This window comes from Methylobacterium sp. Gmos3, from assembly GCF_056430985.1.
The window spans coordinates 277,066-290,227 of the sequence record NZ_JBWJYL010000002.1 but is presented as its reverse complement, the minus strand read 5'-3'; the positions used below and the strand labels follow the sequence as shown (position 1 = coordinate 290,227).

Genomic DNA, 13,162 nt, shown 5'->3' with positions numbered 1-13,162 from the left:
TTATGACGAGCGAGGACAAGCCCGGCTGGTTCGGGCGCCTGTTCGGGCGCAAGGGCAAGGACGAGGTCAAGGACGAGTTGCCGGCCTCCCCATCCGAGGGCGAGCCGGATTTCGCCACGGGTGCGGAGGATGTGGAACACATCCCGCTGCCCGAGGACGAAGGCGCCATCGACGCCACGGAGGGCGCCGACCTGCTGCCCGTCGAGGGCGAGGACGAGAAGCCGCCCACGGGCACGGCCGGCGACCGGCCGGCGCACGGTGCGGATCCGGTCGATACCGGCACCATGAACCGCGAGCCGAATGTCTCACTCGAGCCGGATGTCGCCCTCGACCCGGACATCCAGCCGACCGACACCGCCGCCGCCCTGGCGCACGATGCCGGCGCGGGCCCCGACCGCGAGCCGGAGGCCAAAGGCTGGTGGAGCCGCCTGACCTCGGGGATGCGCCGCACCTCCACGGCCCTGTCCGACCGGGTGACGGGGCTGTTCACGAAGCGCAAGCTCGACGCCACCACCCTCGAAGATCTGGAGGACGCGCTGATCCAGGCCGATTTCGGCCTGGAGACCGCGATGAAAATCTCGGAGGCGGTCGGCAAGGGGCGCTACGAGAAGGGTATCTCCCCCGACGAGGTACGCGCCATCCTCGCCACCGAGGTCGAGCGGGCGCTGGAGCCGGTGGCGAAGTCCCTGGAGATCGACGGCACCAAGAAGCCGTTCGTGATCCTCACGGTCGGGGTCAACGGCGCGGGCAAGACGACGACCCTCGGCAAGCTCTCCTCGAAGTTCCGAGCCGAGGGCCGCTCGGTGATGCTCGCGGCCGGCGACACGTTCCGCGCGGCGGCCATCGAGCAGCTGAACGTCTGGGGCGCCCGCACCGGTACGCCGGTCATCAGCGGCGCACAGGGGGCGGATGCGGCCGGGCTCGCCTTCGATGCGCTGAAGCAGGCGCAGGCGGCAGGCACCGACATCCTGATGATCGACACGGCGGGCCGCTTGCAGAACAAGACCGGCCTGATGGCCGAGTTGGAGAAGATCGTCCGCGTCCTGCGCAAGCAGGATCCTGAGGCGCCGCACGCGACGCTGTTGATCCTCGACGCGACGGTCGGCCAGAACGCCCTCTCGCAGGTGGAGTTGTTCTCGCAGGCCGCACCGATTACCGGCTTGGTGATGACCAAGCTCGACGGCACGGCGCGGGGCGGCATCCTCGTGGCGCTGGCGGCGAAGTTCGGCCTGCCGGTGCACTTCATCGGCGTCGGCGAGGGCGTCGAGGATCTGGAGCCCTTCGCGGCCCGCGATTTCGCCAGGGCCGTCGCCGGCCTGGAACGGGACTGAGACCATGCAGATCGAAGCCATTCCGCCGCGCCGGCATCTGCCGCCGCTCGCCAAGCTCGGGCTCGAAATGGGTCCGCTGGTGCTGTTCTTCCTGGCCAACGCCTTCGGCGAACGGCTGGGGCTCGACGGCGATCAGGTCACCTACGCGGCCATCGCCCTGTTCGTGGGGGCGACGATCCTCTCGCTCGGCATCCACTTCGCGCTGCTGCGCCGGGTGCCGATCATGCCCCTCGTCTCGGGGGCGGTGGTGCTGGTGTTCGGCGGCCTCGCCCTGGCGCTGAGGGACAAGACGTTCTTCGTCATCAAGCCGACCATCGTGAACAGCCTGTTCGGGCTGATCCTGCTCGGCGGGCTGCTGTTCAAGAAGCCGCTGCTCTCGGTGGTGCTCGACAGCGTGTTTTCGCTGACGGAGGAGGGCTGGCGGCGTCTCACCTTCCGCTGGGGCCTTTTCTTCCTGGCGCTGGCGGTGCTGAACGAGATCGTCTGGCGCACGCAGGATTACGAGTTCTGGGTGAAGTTCAAGGTGTTCGGCATCATGCCGATCACCGTGCTCTTCGCCCTCGCCCAGACGCCGCTGCTGATGCGCTACGAGCAGAAACAGCCGGAAGCGTGAGGCCTCAGCGCGCCTCCGCCACCTTCCCGGCGGCCCGGATGCGCGCGAGGACGCTCGAAAAATTGTCCGGGGTGACGATGCCCACGATCTTGTCGCGGATCACCCCGTCCGGCCCGATGATGAAGGTCTCCGGCACGCCGTAGACCCCGAAATCGATGGCCGCCCGGCCATCTGCGTCCGCGCCCACGGCCGCGAAGGGCACGCCGTGCCGGTCGAGGAACTTCTTTCCGGCCGCCGGATCCGGCTCCTTGTAGTCGATGCCGACGAGGCGGATGCCGGGCTCGCGGGCGAGCCGCATCAGCATCGGATGCTCGACCTGGCAGGGTGCGCACCACGATGCGAAGACGTTGAGCACCGTCACGCCGCCGTTGAGGTCGGCGCTCGACAGACCGGGGACCGGCGCGCCGTCCTTGGCGAGGCCGGGCACGGCCGGCAGGTCGAAGCTCGGCGCGGGCTTGCCGATCATCGCCGAGGGTAGGGCCGAGGGGTCGGCGCCGGAGCGCAAGCGCAGGAACATCACGCCCGCCAGCACGGCGAACACCAGAACCGGCAGGATCAGCAGAAGCGAGCGCCGGGCTTGCGGCGCCGCGATGTCGTGGGTCTCGCTCACCGGCGGTCCTCCCCGAAGCGTTTCAGGGCGCGGCGCTGGGCGGCGCGGTCGCGCAGGGCGTTCCCCACGAGGCCGCACATGATCAGCGCCGTGAAGGCGTAGGCGGCGACGATGAAGCCGCCATGCGATCCGAGATCGAACACGTTCGAGCCTACAGGGCTTGAGGGAGCGGCGCGGCGGCGGGGGCGGGCACAATCCGGCGGGCGCCGGCATCGAGCCGTTCCGCCTCGCGGATCGTCAGCGTCCGCACCCGGCGGCGCATGATCTCGGTGCGCATCGTGTAGAGATGCAGGGTCGAGCCGCCGAGCGTCGCCGCGCCGATCATCAGGAGCAGCGGGTAGAGCATCGACGGGTCGATGGTGGAGCCGCCCATCCGCAGGATCGAGGCCGGCTGGTGCAGGGTGGACCACCAGTTCACCGAGAACTTGATGATCGGCAGGTTCACGGCGCCGACCAGGGTGAGGATCGCCACCGCGCGCGCCGCCCGGTTCGGGTCCTCGATGGTTCGCCACAGGGCGATGAGGCCGCAATAGATCAGGAACAGCACCAGCATCGAGGTGAGCCGCGCATCCCACACCCAGTAGGTGCCCCACATCGGCTTGCCCCAGAGGGAACCCGTCACGAGGCAGACGAGGGTGAAGGCCGCGCCGATGGGCGCGCCCGCCCGCTGGGCCACGTCCGCCAGGGGATGGCGCCAGACCAGGGTGCCGACCGCCGACAGGCTCATGGCGCCGTAGAAGAACACTCCGAGCCACGCCGCCGGGACGTGGATGTACATGATCCGCACCGTCTCGCCCTGCTGATAGTCGGCGGGCACGACGAAGAAGGTTTGGTAGAGCCCCACGGCGAGGGCCGCGAGGGACAGGGCCGTCAGCCACGGCACGGCCTTTCCCGACCAGCGCATGAAATGGCCGGGGTTGGACATCCGGGTCCAGATGGAGGGCGTCATCGTCGCGGTCTCGGACATGGTTCTGCTCCTACCTCAGGGTGCGGTGCAGCAACAATGCGCGCTTCGGCGCGGGCTCTCTCAGCGGTGGAGGGCGTCGGCCTCGGCGTTGAAGCGCCCGTCCGGCCCGTGCAGGACGAGGGGCGGCGCGAGGGAGAAGGGGGCCCGGCTCCCCTTCACGGCGGAGACGAGGATGCGGATCGCCGGCTCGTCCGGTTTCGCGTGGACGGGCCGCACCGTGATGCCACCGAAGCGACCGGCCAGCGCCGCGAGGCAGCGGGGCAGGGCGTCGGCCCTGTGGATCATTCCGAGCCGACCACCCGGCCGCAGGATGCCCGCGCAGGTGCGGATCCAGCCGTCGAGACCCTCGGCCGGGAAGCCATGGGCGCTGGCCTTGGCCGCGTCGGGGGAGGGGCGGTAGCGGCCGTCCTCGAAGAAGGGTGGGTTCGTCAGCACGCAGTCGAAGCGGTCGGGGGCGAGGCCGGCGGCTTCCCGCTCGCGGCCGGGGGCGAGGACATCCGCCTCGATGACCTCGGCCGCCACGCCGTTCAGCGCGGCGTTGGCACGGGCGAGGTCCGCGAGGGCGGGGTCGCGCTCGACCAGTGTGACAGAGACGCCTGGCCGCAAGATCGCGCAGGCGAGGCCGACGATGCCCGGCCCCGAACCGAGGTCGCACAGCCTCTCCCCCGGCTCGGCGGCGAGAAGCCGCGCCAGGAGAACGCCGTCCGTCCCGGCCCGGTGAGCGCCGCGCGGCGGCTGGTGCAGGCGCAGCCGCCCCCCGAGGAAGGCATCGGCCTCGCTCACGGCGCCCGCAATTCGTGCGCGAGCCCGGCATCCTTGAGGATGCGCCGGGCCTGGGCGGCGTGGTCGTCCGGCACCAGCAGGCGCCGCCCGAACATGCCGATGGAGCCTTCCATGGCGCTCATATGCTCGTCCGCGACGAGGACGGGGATGCCCGCATCCTCCAAGAGCGAACGCGCGAAGCCGATGAGCACGATGTCGTTCGCCCGGATCAGTTCGACCAAACCCGTCTCTCCTCCTTCTGCCGGGATCCCGGTATGGGGTTGGCGCATTCGCCGCGTGGAGTGCGGATGCCGCCTGTCCCATATCCGCCCATGTTGCGACGCCGCAGGCACCATGCGATTGGACGGCGCCGATGTTTTCCGCGCGGACGTCTCCCGCGCGGCCCGGTTTGGGAGTCACGGATCTTGGGTATCGCCGCCACGATCGAGAACCCGCAGAAGCCCGACGATGCCGGGCTGAACGACCTGGTCGCGCTGGTGGCCGACGGGATGAAGCGGGTCAACTCCACGATCCTCTCCCGGACGGGCTCCGACGTCGCGATGATTCCTGAGGTGGCGAACCACCTCATCGCCTCGGGCGGCAAGCGCCTGCGGCCGATCCTCACCCTCGCCTGCGCGCAACTCTGCGGCTACGCGGACCAGGCCGGCAAGGACGGGGACGTGAAACTCGCCGCCAGCGTCGAGTTCATGCACACCGCGACGCTCCTCCACGACGATGTGGTGGACGAGAGCGACATGCGCCGGGGCCGCGTCGCCGCGCGCATCAAGTGGGGCAACGAGGCGAGCGTGCTCGTTGGCGATTTCCTGCTGGGGCAGGCTTTCCGCATGATGGTCGAGGTCGGCTCGCTTCGCGCTCTCGACATCCTCTCCGCCGCCGCCACGGTGATCGCCGAGGGCGAGGTGATGCAGTTGGCCGCTGCCAAGAACCTGGAGACCAGCGAGGAGGCCTACCTCGCCGTGATCCGGGGCAAGACCGCCGAACTCTTCGCCGCCGCCTGCGAGGTCGGGCCGGTGATCGCCGGGCGCAGCGAGGCCGAGCAGGAGGCCGCGCGCGCCTACGGCATGAATCTCGGCATCGCCTTCCAGCTCATCGACGACGCGCTGGATTACGGCGGCACCTCCACCGAACTCGGCAAGAACGTTGGGGACGATTTCCGCGAGGGCAAGATCACCCTGCCGATCGTCCTCGCCTACCGGCGCGGCAGCGAGGAAGACCGCGCCTTCTGGCGCCGAACCCTGACGCGCGGCGAGATCCGCGACGACGACCTCGCCACCGCCCTGGCGACCCTGCGCCGTCACGGCACCCTGGAAGAGACGGTCGCCCGCGCCCGCCATTACGGCGAGAAGGCCAAGGCGTCGCTCTCGATCTTCCCCGATGGGCCGGTGCGGTCCGCACTCCTCGACGCGGTGGAATTCTGCGTGGCGCGGGCGCACTGAACCACACGCGTCGTCATTGCGAACGAAGTGAAGCAATCCAGGGCAACGTTCCGAAGCGTCCCGCTGCCCTGGATTGCGTCGCTGCGCTCGCTAAGACCGTTTGGCGTGCCTGAGCCGCCTTGTGCGCTTCGGCACGTCGGTGGAAAGCTTAGCCTTAACGAAGGCCGGTCGCGGAGTTACGGCCTCTCGCATCATCCACACGGAGATGCCCTGTGAAGTCCTTCGCCACCCTCGCCCTCCTGCTCGTCGGCATCGCCAGCGCGCAGGCTCAGACCCCCGCGACCCGTGACCCGGCCCAGATCCCGGCCGGCACCTACGCCGTCGATCCGAACCACACCCAGGTCGGCTGGCGCGTGTCGCATATGGGCTTCTCGAACTATGCCGGCGGCTTCTCTGAGGCGTCCGGCACGCTGGAGCTTCAGCCGAAGAACCCCTCGGCCTCCAAGCTGACGATCAAGATCCCCGTCGCTTCGGTCACGACCACCAGCGCCAAGCTCACCGACGAGCTGAAGGGCGACCAGTGGCTCGACGGCACCAAGTTCCCGGAGATGACCTTCGTCTCCACCAAGATCGCGCCGGCCGGTAAGGACCACGCGAAGGTCACGGGTGACCTGACCCTGCACGGCGTGACCAAGCCCGTCACCCTCGACGTCACCCTCGTCGGCGCGGGCGTGAACCCCCTCGACAAGAAGATGACCGTCGGCTTCGAGGCGACCGGCGTGGTGAAGCGCTCCGAGTTCGGGGTGAAGACCTACCTGCCGCTGATCGGCGACGACCTGCATCTCACCATCGCCGGGGCGTTCGAGAAGCAGGACTGATCCGGCGGGAGTTATCGACAACCAGGGCGGCCGCGTTAAGGGATCCTTTATCCTCTGCGTGAAGGCTAACAGGTGCTTTCAGCCGAACGGATCGTCCCGTGGCCGCCCTTCGCTTTTCCCTCCCGGTCCTCTCCGCTGCTGCCATCGTGGTTGCGCTGACCGCCGCCCCGGCGCTGGCCGGGGACGCGGCCTCCGCCCATTCTTCGTGGAGAAGCTGCCTCGGACGCGCCTATGTCGAGGGCGCGGCCTTCACCGGCCGGGACCTCGCGGCGGACGCCGCCCTCCGGTCCTGCCGGGGCGAGGAGAGCGCCTACCTCGCCGCCCTCTCGGATTCGCCGCTGCTCGACGCGGACGACATCGCCCAGGCGCGGCCGGACCTCGTGGCGCGGGCGCGCGCCGCCCTCCTCGAGACCGTCAGCGGCCCGCGCGCGGTCCTGCGCTGAGGGCTAGGACAACGACCGATCACGTTGAGGCGGCCCCTATCCACTCACCTCATCCTGAGGTGCCCGCATCAGCGGGCCTCGAAGGAGGGCTTCAGGGATCGCGCAGCAGGCTGGAGCCCTCCTTCGAGGCGGCTTCGCCGCACCTCATTGTCAGGCCGGAAAGGTCGCGACGGCGCCTCACACCTCACCGTCTTTGCGAGCGTGAGCGAAGCAATCCAGGGACGGGAGGGCCGCTTCCGACCGTGGAGCGTCCCTGGATTGCTTCGTTCCTCGCAATGACGGAGGGGGACGCGACCGTTCCGGCCAGACTCTCAGGATGAGGCCTTCGAGGCCGCCGCCTTGCGACGGCACCTCAGGATGAGGTGAAGATTCGGAGACGGCTGGCTGAACCAACTCGTGCGGGTGCGGCCCTAAGACTTCAGCCGCTGCTTGATCTTCGCCGTCAGCCCGTCGCGGACGTCGCGATAGGCGTCGAGGCGTTGCTCCCGCGACGCATCCTGCACGAGTGTCGGGTCGGGCGTCGGCCAGTACTCGACATCGGCGGCCAGCATGTGGGTCAGCGCGATGGCCTTGTGGTGGGCCTCCGGCGCCAGCGTGATGATCAGGTCGAAGTTCAGCCCCTCCCAATCCTCCAGCTCCTCGACGGTGCGGGGGCGGTGGCGGCTCGCGTCGATGCCGATCTCGTCCAGGGCGGCGACCATGAACGGGTCGATGGGCTCGCCCTGCCGGACGCCCGCCGACTGCACGTAGATCGACTTGCCGAAATAATGGCGCGCGATGGCCTCGGCGGCGGGGGAGCGCACCGCGTTGTAATTGCACATGAACAGCACGGATTGCACCCGCTGCTTGCGCGGGGCCGGATCGGGTGGCGGCTCGGCCATGGCGGCTCAGACCGGACGCGGGTCCGCCACTGATTTCAGCCCTTCCAGTGGAGGGCGAAGATCAGCGTGAACAGGCGCCGCGCCGTATCGTGATCGAGATCGACCTTTCCGTCGAGCCGCTGCTTCAGCGTCTCGGAGGCTTCGTTGTGCAGGCCGCGCCGCCCCATGTCGATGGCCTCGATCTGGCTCGGCGAGGCGGTGCGGATGGCGTTGTAGTAGCTCTCGCAGATCATCTCGTAATCGCGGATGACCCGGCGGAACGGGTTCAGCGAAAGGAGATGCGTCATCACCGGCTCGCCCTCGGCCGTGCTGATGGCGAAGGAGAGCTTGTTCTCCACGAGGCCGAGGAGAAGCCTGAACGGACCCTCCCGGCCGGGGATCGAGAAGCTGTTGCCCTCCAGGATGTCGTAGAGCGCGATGGCGCGCTCATGCTCCTGATCGGGGTTGCCGCGGGCGATGGACGCTTCGTCCAGCGTCACCGCGACGAGGCGGTTCGGCCCCTTGTCCGCCCCCCGCTCCTTGTCCGACATCCCCGAAGCCTCACAAGTTCAGCCGGATCGCCACGGAACGGGCGTGCCCGTCCAGCCCCTCCGACCGGCCAAGCGTTATCGCCGCCGGCCCGAGCGCCCGCAAGCTCTCCGGCGTGCAGGCGAGAACGGTGGTGCGCTTCATGAAATCGAGCACGCCGAGCCCGGAGGAGAACCGCGCCGAGCGGGCGGTGGGCAAAACGTGGTTCGGCCCGCCGACGTAATCGCCGATCGCCTCCGGCGTATGCGAGCCGAGGAAGATCGCGCCCGCGTTGCGGACCTTGAGGGACAGGGCCTCGGCGTCCTTCGTCTCGATCTCGAGATGCTCGGGGGCGATCCGGTCGACCAGCGGCACCGCCTCGTCGAAGTCCCGGACGCGGATGATGGCGCCGTAATCGCGCCAGCTCGCCCGCGCGATCTCGGCGCGGGGGAGGGTGGCCAGGGCGCGCTCGACGGCGCTTTCCACGGCGTCCGCGAGCTCGCCGCTGTCGGTGATCAGCACGGCCTGCGCGGCCACGTCGTGCTCGGCCTGGGCCAGCAGGTCGGCGGCGATCCAGTCCGGGTTGGCCTCGCCATCCGCCAGGATCAGCACCTCCGAGGGGCCGGCGATCATGTCGATGCCGACTTGCCCGAACACCCGGCGCTTGGCCGCCGCGACCCAGGCATTGCCGGGGCCGACGATCTTGGCGACCGGCGCGATGGTCGCGGTGCCGTAGGCCAGCGCCGCCACGGCTTGCGCGCCGCCGACCCGGTAGATCTCGTCCACCCCGGCGAGATACGCGGCGGCGAGCACCAGCGGGTTCAGCACGCCATCGGGCGTGGGCACCACCATCACGATGCGCGGCACGCCCGCCACCCGCGCCGGGACGGCGTTCATCAGCACGGAGGACGGGTAGCTCGCCGTCCCGCCCGGCACGTAGAGACCGACCGATTCGAGGGCCGTCCAGCGCCAGCCGGACGTGACGCCCAGCGCATCGGTGACCTTGTGGTCGGTGGGCTTCTGCGCCTTGTGGAAGGTCTCGATGCGCTCGGCCGCGAGGCGCAGGGCGTCCAGGGCCTCCTGCGGGCAGGCAGCGACGGCGGCCTGGACCTCATCCGGCCCGATGCGCAGGCGCTCGGCCGAGAAGTCGGCGCCGAGCCGGTCGAAGCGCCGCGTGTACGCCACGAGGGCGTCGTCGCCCGTCGCCACCACGTCGGCGATGATCCTGCGGACGGCATCGTCCACATCCTCGGAGATCTCACGCTTCATCGTGAGCAGGTGCGCGAAGGCCTTCGCGAAATCCGGATCCCGGCTGTCGATGCGGACCATGATCGTCCCCCTTCCGTCTCAGGCCGCCGGCCCGGTCGCGTCGTTATGGCCCGGGCGCCCGCCGGCTTCCCAGATCGGCCCGAGATCGCGCATCCGCGCCTCGATGCACTCCACCTCCAGGCGGATCGTCCCGTTGCCGGAGAACAGGATCTCGACCTGCCCTGAAGGCGCATCGCCCGGCGTGAAGGTGATCGCCAGCAGGCTCAGCGGCATGGCGTCCGGCCCCTGGTCGAGCCCGCGCGTGCGCACCGCCAGCACCCGCTCGAAATGCAGCCCGCTCAGCCGCCGCTGGGGCGGCGCCTTCGGACCCGCCGACCAGTCGAACCGGCGCAGCACCAGGGCGAAGCGCTTCTCGCCCTTCAGATAGGTCAGATCCTCCGGCCGCAGGATCGCGTCCTGCAGATGGGCCGAGATCACGGTGAGGTCTTCGGCGTCCAGGGCGGCGAGCTTCAGAAGCTCCATCGAGGGGTTCCGGTCGGGTGAGGGGGCCCAAGGCGGGGCAGCATGGCGTCAGTAGCGGCGCCGGCTTGTCCCGGCAACGCCGCTATGGTCGGATCGCACCGCCTCATGCATCGTTCATGATCGCACTTTTAGGTTGTAAGTGACCGTGGCCGCCGGGAAGCGGCCGGACGATCGAGCAGGACGATGACGGTGAAGCGCATCACGCTGGCGGTACTGACCGCCCTCGCGCTCGCTCCGGCGCTGGGAACGCCGGCGAGCGCGCAATATTACCGCGACGAATACGATTACCGCCCCCGCCGGCCCCCGCCGCCGGATTATTACGACGATCGGCCGCGCCGCTTCCACCGCGAGGAGTACGATTACGGCCCGCGCCGTTTCGGCCGGATCTGCGTGACGGCCCGCGGCAATTGCCCGACCCGTCCGGGTCCGTTCAATGCGCCCTGCGGCTGCGAGATCCCCGGTTTCGGCCTCAAGCGCGGCGCCATCGGCGGCTGACGCGCGATTTGCGGCGGACGGCTTGGGCCGCCCATCGCCGTTTCAGGCCGCGTCCCGATCCAGGCGATAGGGCGCGGCCAATGCCGCGATCGGCAGATGCCATGCCTCGCTGATCTGTCGGATCTGCGCGAGGGTGAGGTGCCGCTTCCGGTTCAGGATCTCCGACGCCCGCGCCCGCGATCCCAAAAGCTCCGCCAGCCCGGCCTGCGAGCGACCCATGTCCTCGATGGCGAAGTGCAGCATGTCCACCGGGTCGGCCACGGGGATGGGATAGTGCTCGCTTTCATAGGCGGTGATGAGCGCCACCAGAACAGCGAAACGATCACCATCCGGCGAGCCGATTTCGGGTTCGTTCTCGAAATAGTGGTTTGCCTCCGCAAGCGCCCATTGATGATCCGCATCGGTCCGCAAGGCCCGAATGTTGTGAACGGTCTGAGCGGCGCTGGAGATTGTCGTCTCATTCATTTGCGGGCGATCTCCACGGTGAGAGGATCGATATCATCGTATTCGCGATGCGTTCCAACAAACTTGATCTGACATGATTTGAATTTGTAAGAGAAGTGGACGACAAGGCGGTACTTGTTGCCGCCGATGTCAAATATTGCGCGATTATCGCCAATGAAATCCACGGTTGTACCAAAAGCGCGCTTGATCTCCTGCGGGCTAGTCCATGTCTCGCGGGATGCGAGAAGGTACCACGCCTGCAGGGGGCCTTCCGATCTCGGATGACGAGACCAGAAAGCCACGAGACTCGAGCGCGCAATGACATTCACAAAAGAACGATAGCGTGTTCCCAATCCGGGAACAAGCCCCGCGAACGACTTACCCCCGCACGCGTTCGATCTGCGCGCCGCAGCGGCCGAGCTTGGCTTCGAGGGCTTCGAAGCCCCGGTCGAGGTGGTACACGCGGTTGATCTGCGTCTCGCCCTCGGCGGCGAGGCCGGCGATGACGAGGGACACCGACGCGCGCAGGTCGGTCGCCATGACCGGCGCCCCGCGCAGGCGGTCGACGCCTTCCACGATCGCCATGTCGCCGTCGAGGCGGATCTTCGCGCCGAGGCGGGCCAACTCCTGCACGTGCATGAAGCGGTTCTCGAAGATCGTCTCGCGGATATGCGACTGGCCCTTGGCCAGAGTCATCAGCGCCATGAACTGCGCCTGGAGGTCGGTCGGGAAGCCGGGGAACGGATCGGTGGTGACGTCCACCGCCGCGATCCCGCCGCCGTTGCGGCGGACGCGGAGGCCGCCATCCACCGGGGTGATCTCTGTGCCCGTCGTCGCCAGGATGTCGAGGGCCGAGTGCAGCAGGTCGGCGCGGGTGTCCTTGAGGATCACGTCGCCGCCGGTCATCGCCACGGCCATGGCGTAGGTGCCGGTCTCGATCCGGTCGGGCAGCACCTCGTGGCGGGCGCCGCCGAGGCGGGCCACGCCCTCGATCTCGATGCGCGGCGTGCCCGCGCCCTTGATCCGCGCGCCCATCTTGTTGAGGCACTCGGCGAGGTCGACCACCTCGGGCTCGCGGGCGGCGTTCTCGATAACGCTGGTGCCGTAGGCCAGCGCAGCGGCCATGAGGGCGACATGCGTGCCGCCGACCGTGACCTTCGGGAAGGACACATGCCCCCCGCGCAGACCCTTCTTTGTCTTGGCGATGACGTAGCCGCCGTCGATCTCGGTCTCGGCTCCGAGCTGTTGCAGCGCCATGATGAGCAGGTCGACCGGCCGGGTGCCGATGGCGCAGCCGCCGGGCAGCGAGACCTTCGCCTCGCCGAACCGGGCGAGCAGCGGCGCGATCACCCAGAAGCTCGCCCGCATGGTCGACACGAGGTCATAAGGAGCCGTCGTGTCGATGATGTTCGAGGCGGTGAGGCGGATGGTCTGGCCGGTCTCGGAGGTCTGACCCGGACGCTTGCCGACCACCATCTGGTCGACGCCGTGATTGCCGAGGATGCGGAGCAGGGCGGTGATGTCGGCCAGACGCGGGACGTTGATGAGCTCCAGCGTCTCACCGGTCATCAGGCTGGCGATCATCAGCGGAAGCGCCGCGTTCTTGGCGCCCGAAATCGGAATCGTGCCGTTGAGCGGCGCGCCGCCTGTAATGTGGATGCGATCCATCGGGTCCGTCCTGGCACCCCCGCACCGGCGGCGGGAGCTTGAAAACTGTATCGGGCGGGAAACGCCCAGGCTTAAGTGGAGCCTGCTATAGACTGGATTTGTCGGAATCGGGACCGCACGAAGCGAATGACGGCTTAGCTTTGCTTGCGCGACGCATCGTCCCGCTCGGTGGTCGGCTTGTCGGGCGCCGCGCGATCGCGCTCCTGCGCCTTGCGCCGACGCAAATTCGCTCTGAGCGCGGCCTTCAAACGCTCTTCTCTCGGCGCCGGTTTGTCCTCTTGCATTGATCTGGATCCAGGGAGGGTTGCAGGGCGCGGTGGTCCGACCTTCGACTTGAAGCGGTTCCAGATCCGCGCGGAGTCGGTATACAACGCC

Annotated in this window: 19 protein-coding genes; 6 read left to right on the top strand and 13 right to left on the bottom strand. The window is 68.8% G+C overall.

The features are described from left to right. Window positions 1-2 precede the first annotated feature (2 nt). A complete protein-coding gene (ftsY, locus tag ACS5Q7_RS04880) occupies window positions 3-1,331 on the top strand; it encodes a signal recognition particle-docking protein FtsY (RefSeq protein ID WP_478338292.1) in 1,329 nt (442 codons plus the stop codon). A gap of 4 nt (window positions 1,332-1,335) precedes the next feature. Next, window positions 1,336-1,944 (top strand): septation protein A, encoded by a 609-nt coding sequence (locus tag ACS5Q7_RS04875; RefSeq protein ID WP_243955298.1) that lies wholly within the window; start codon window positions 1,336-1,338, stop codon window positions 1,942-1,944. A 4-nt stretch (window positions 1,945-1,948) separates the two neighbouring features. Here ACS5Q7_RS04875 and ACS5Q7_RS04870 read toward each other — a convergent pair whose 3' ends face one another. The 5 genes from ACS5Q7_RS04870 to ACS5Q7_RS04850 form a co-directional block, all read right to left on the bottom strand. Further along, window positions 1,949-2,554 carry a DsbE family thiol:disulfide interchange protein gene (locus ACS5Q7_RS04870; protein WP_478338291.1) on the bottom strand — a complete coding sequence of 202 codons (606 nt, stop codon included), beginning with the start codon at window positions 2,552-2,554 and terminating at the stop codon, window positions 1,949-1,951. Then, the gene (ccmD, locus tag ACS5Q7_RS04865; RefSeq protein WP_243955302.1) at window positions 2,551-2,697 is read right to left on the bottom strand and encodes a heme exporter protein CcmD; all 147 of its coding nucleotides are present in this window, start codon (window positions 2,695-2,697) and stop codon (window positions 2,551-2,553) included. The genes ACS5Q7_RS04870 and ccmD overlap by 4 nt, the downstream gene beginning before the upstream one ends. Window positions 2,698-2,705: 8 nt before the next feature. Then, on the bottom strand, window positions 2,706-3,503 hold the full coding sequence (locus tag ACS5Q7_RS04860; protein WP_478338557.1) for a heme ABC transporter permease: 798 nt from the start codon (window positions 3,501-3,503) through the stop codon (window positions 2,706-2,708). A gap of 78 nt (window positions 3,504-3,581) precedes the next feature. After that, window positions 3,582-4,304 carry a tRNA1(Val) (adenine(37)-N6)-methyltransferase gene (locus ACS5Q7_RS04855; protein ID WP_478338290.1) on the bottom strand — a complete coding sequence of 241 codons (723 nt, stop codon included), beginning with the start codon at window positions 4,302-4,304 and terminating at the stop codon, window positions 3,582-3,584. Next, window positions 4,301-4,525: a putative signal transducing protein gene (locus ACS5Q7_RS04850; protein ID WP_243955307.1), complete on the bottom strand. Its 225-nt coding sequence runs from the start codon at window positions 4,523-4,525 to the stop codon at window positions 4,301-4,303. Before ACS5Q7_RS04850 ends, ACS5Q7_RS04855 begins: the two co-directional genes overlap by 4 nt. 189 nt (window positions 4,526-4,714) lie before the next feature. Between ACS5Q7_RS04850 and ACS5Q7_RS04845 the strand changes: the two genes are divergently transcribed. The 3 genes from ACS5Q7_RS04845 to ACS5Q7_RS04835 all read left to right on the top strand — a co-directional run bounded on the left by ACS5Q7_RS04845 (window position 4,715) and on the right by ACS5Q7_RS04835 (window position 7,001). Then, the gene (locus ACS5Q7_RS04845) at window positions 4,715-5,740 is read left to right on the top strand and encodes a polyprenyl synthetase family protein (RefSeq protein ID WP_478338556.1); all 1,026 of its coding nucleotides are present in this window, start codon (window positions 4,715-4,717) and stop codon (window positions 5,738-5,740) included. Window positions 5,741-5,952: 212 nt separating this feature from the next. Then, window positions 5,953-6,558 carry a YceI family protein gene (locus tag ACS5Q7_RS04840; RefSeq protein ID WP_478338289.1) on the top strand — a complete coding sequence of 202 codons (606 nt, stop codon included), beginning with the start codon at window positions 5,953-5,955 and terminating at the stop codon, window positions 6,556-6,558. 98 nt (window positions 6,559-6,656) lie between these two features. Continuing rightward, a complete protein-coding gene (locus ACS5Q7_RS04835) occupies window positions 6,657-7,001 on the top strand; it encodes a hypothetical protein (RefSeq protein ID WP_478338288.1) in 345 nt (114 codons plus the stop codon). Window positions 7,002-7,411: 410 nt separating this feature from the next. Here the strand turns inward: ACS5Q7_RS04835 and ACS5Q7_RS04830 are convergent, their stop codons facing one another. From ACS5Q7_RS04830 to ACS5Q7_RS04815, 4 genes are read right to left on the bottom strand one after another with little or no spacing between them, the layout of a single operon-like run. Continuing rightward, a complete protein-coding gene (locus ACS5Q7_RS04830; protein WP_478338287.1) occupies window positions 7,412-7,882 on the bottom strand; it encodes an arsenate-mycothiol transferase ArsC in 471 nt (156 codons plus the stop codon). Window positions 7,883-7,917: 35 nt separating this feature from the next. Beyond that, complete coding sequence (locus ACS5Q7_RS04825; RefSeq protein ID WP_478338286.1) at window positions 7,918-8,412, bottom strand: UPF0262 family protein; 495 nt, start codon at window positions 8,410-8,412, stop codon at window positions 7,918-7,920. Between the two features lie 10 nt (window positions 8,413-8,422). Next, window positions 8,423-9,718 (bottom strand): histidinol dehydrogenase, encoded by a 1,296-nt coding sequence (gene hisD, locus ACS5Q7_RS04820; protein ID WP_478338285.1) that lies wholly within the window; start codon window positions 9,716-9,718, stop codon window positions 8,423-8,425. Between the two features lie 18 nt (window positions 9,719-9,736). Further along, window positions 9,737-10,180: a DUF2948 family protein gene (locus ACS5Q7_RS04815; protein WP_478338284.1), complete on the bottom strand. Its 444-nt coding sequence runs from the start codon at window positions 10,178-10,180 to the stop codon at window positions 9,737-9,739. A 183-nt stretch (window positions 10,181-10,363) separates the two neighbouring features. On the opposite strand from ACS5Q7_RS04815, the gene ACS5Q7_RS04810 reads away from it, so the two are divergent. Continuing rightward, window positions 10,364-10,675 (top strand): hypothetical protein, encoded by a 312-nt coding sequence (locus ACS5Q7_RS04810; RefSeq protein ID WP_478338283.1) that lies wholly within the window; start codon window positions 10,364-10,366, stop codon window positions 10,673-10,675. Between the two features lie 42 nt (window positions 10,676-10,717). On the opposite strand, the gene ACS5Q7_RS04805 is transcribed toward ACS5Q7_RS04810, so the two are convergent. From ACS5Q7_RS04805 to ACS5Q7_RS04790, 4 genes are all read right to left on the bottom strand, one after another. Continuing rightward, window positions 10,718-11,086, bottom strand: a complete 369-nt coding sequence (locus ACS5Q7_RS04805) for a helix-turn-helix domain-containing protein (protein ID WP_478338282.1) — start codon at window positions 11,084-11,086, stop codon at window positions 10,718-10,720. A gap of 50 nt (window positions 11,087-11,136) precedes the next feature. Beyond that, window positions 11,137-11,421, bottom strand: a complete 285-nt coding sequence (locus ACS5Q7_RS04800; RefSeq protein ID WP_478338281.1) for a type II toxin-antitoxin system HigB family toxin — start codon at window positions 11,419-11,421, stop codon at window positions 11,137-11,139. Between the two features lie 76 nt (window positions 11,422-11,497). Further along, the gene (murA, locus tag ACS5Q7_RS04795; protein ID WP_478338280.1) at window positions 11,498-12,787 is read right to left on the bottom strand and encodes a UDP-N-acetylglucosamine 1-carboxyvinyltransferase; all 1,290 of its coding nucleotides are present in this window, start codon (window positions 12,785-12,787) and stop codon (window positions 11,498-11,500) included. A 134-nt stretch (window positions 12,788-12,921) separates the two neighbouring features. After that, on the bottom strand, window positions 12,922-13,071 hold the full coding sequence (locus ACS5Q7_RS04790; RefSeq protein ID WP_478338279.1) for a hypothetical protein: 150 nt from the start codon (window positions 13,069-13,071) through the stop codon (window positions 12,922-12,924). Between the last annotated feature and the right edge of the window lie 91 nt (window positions 13,072-13,162).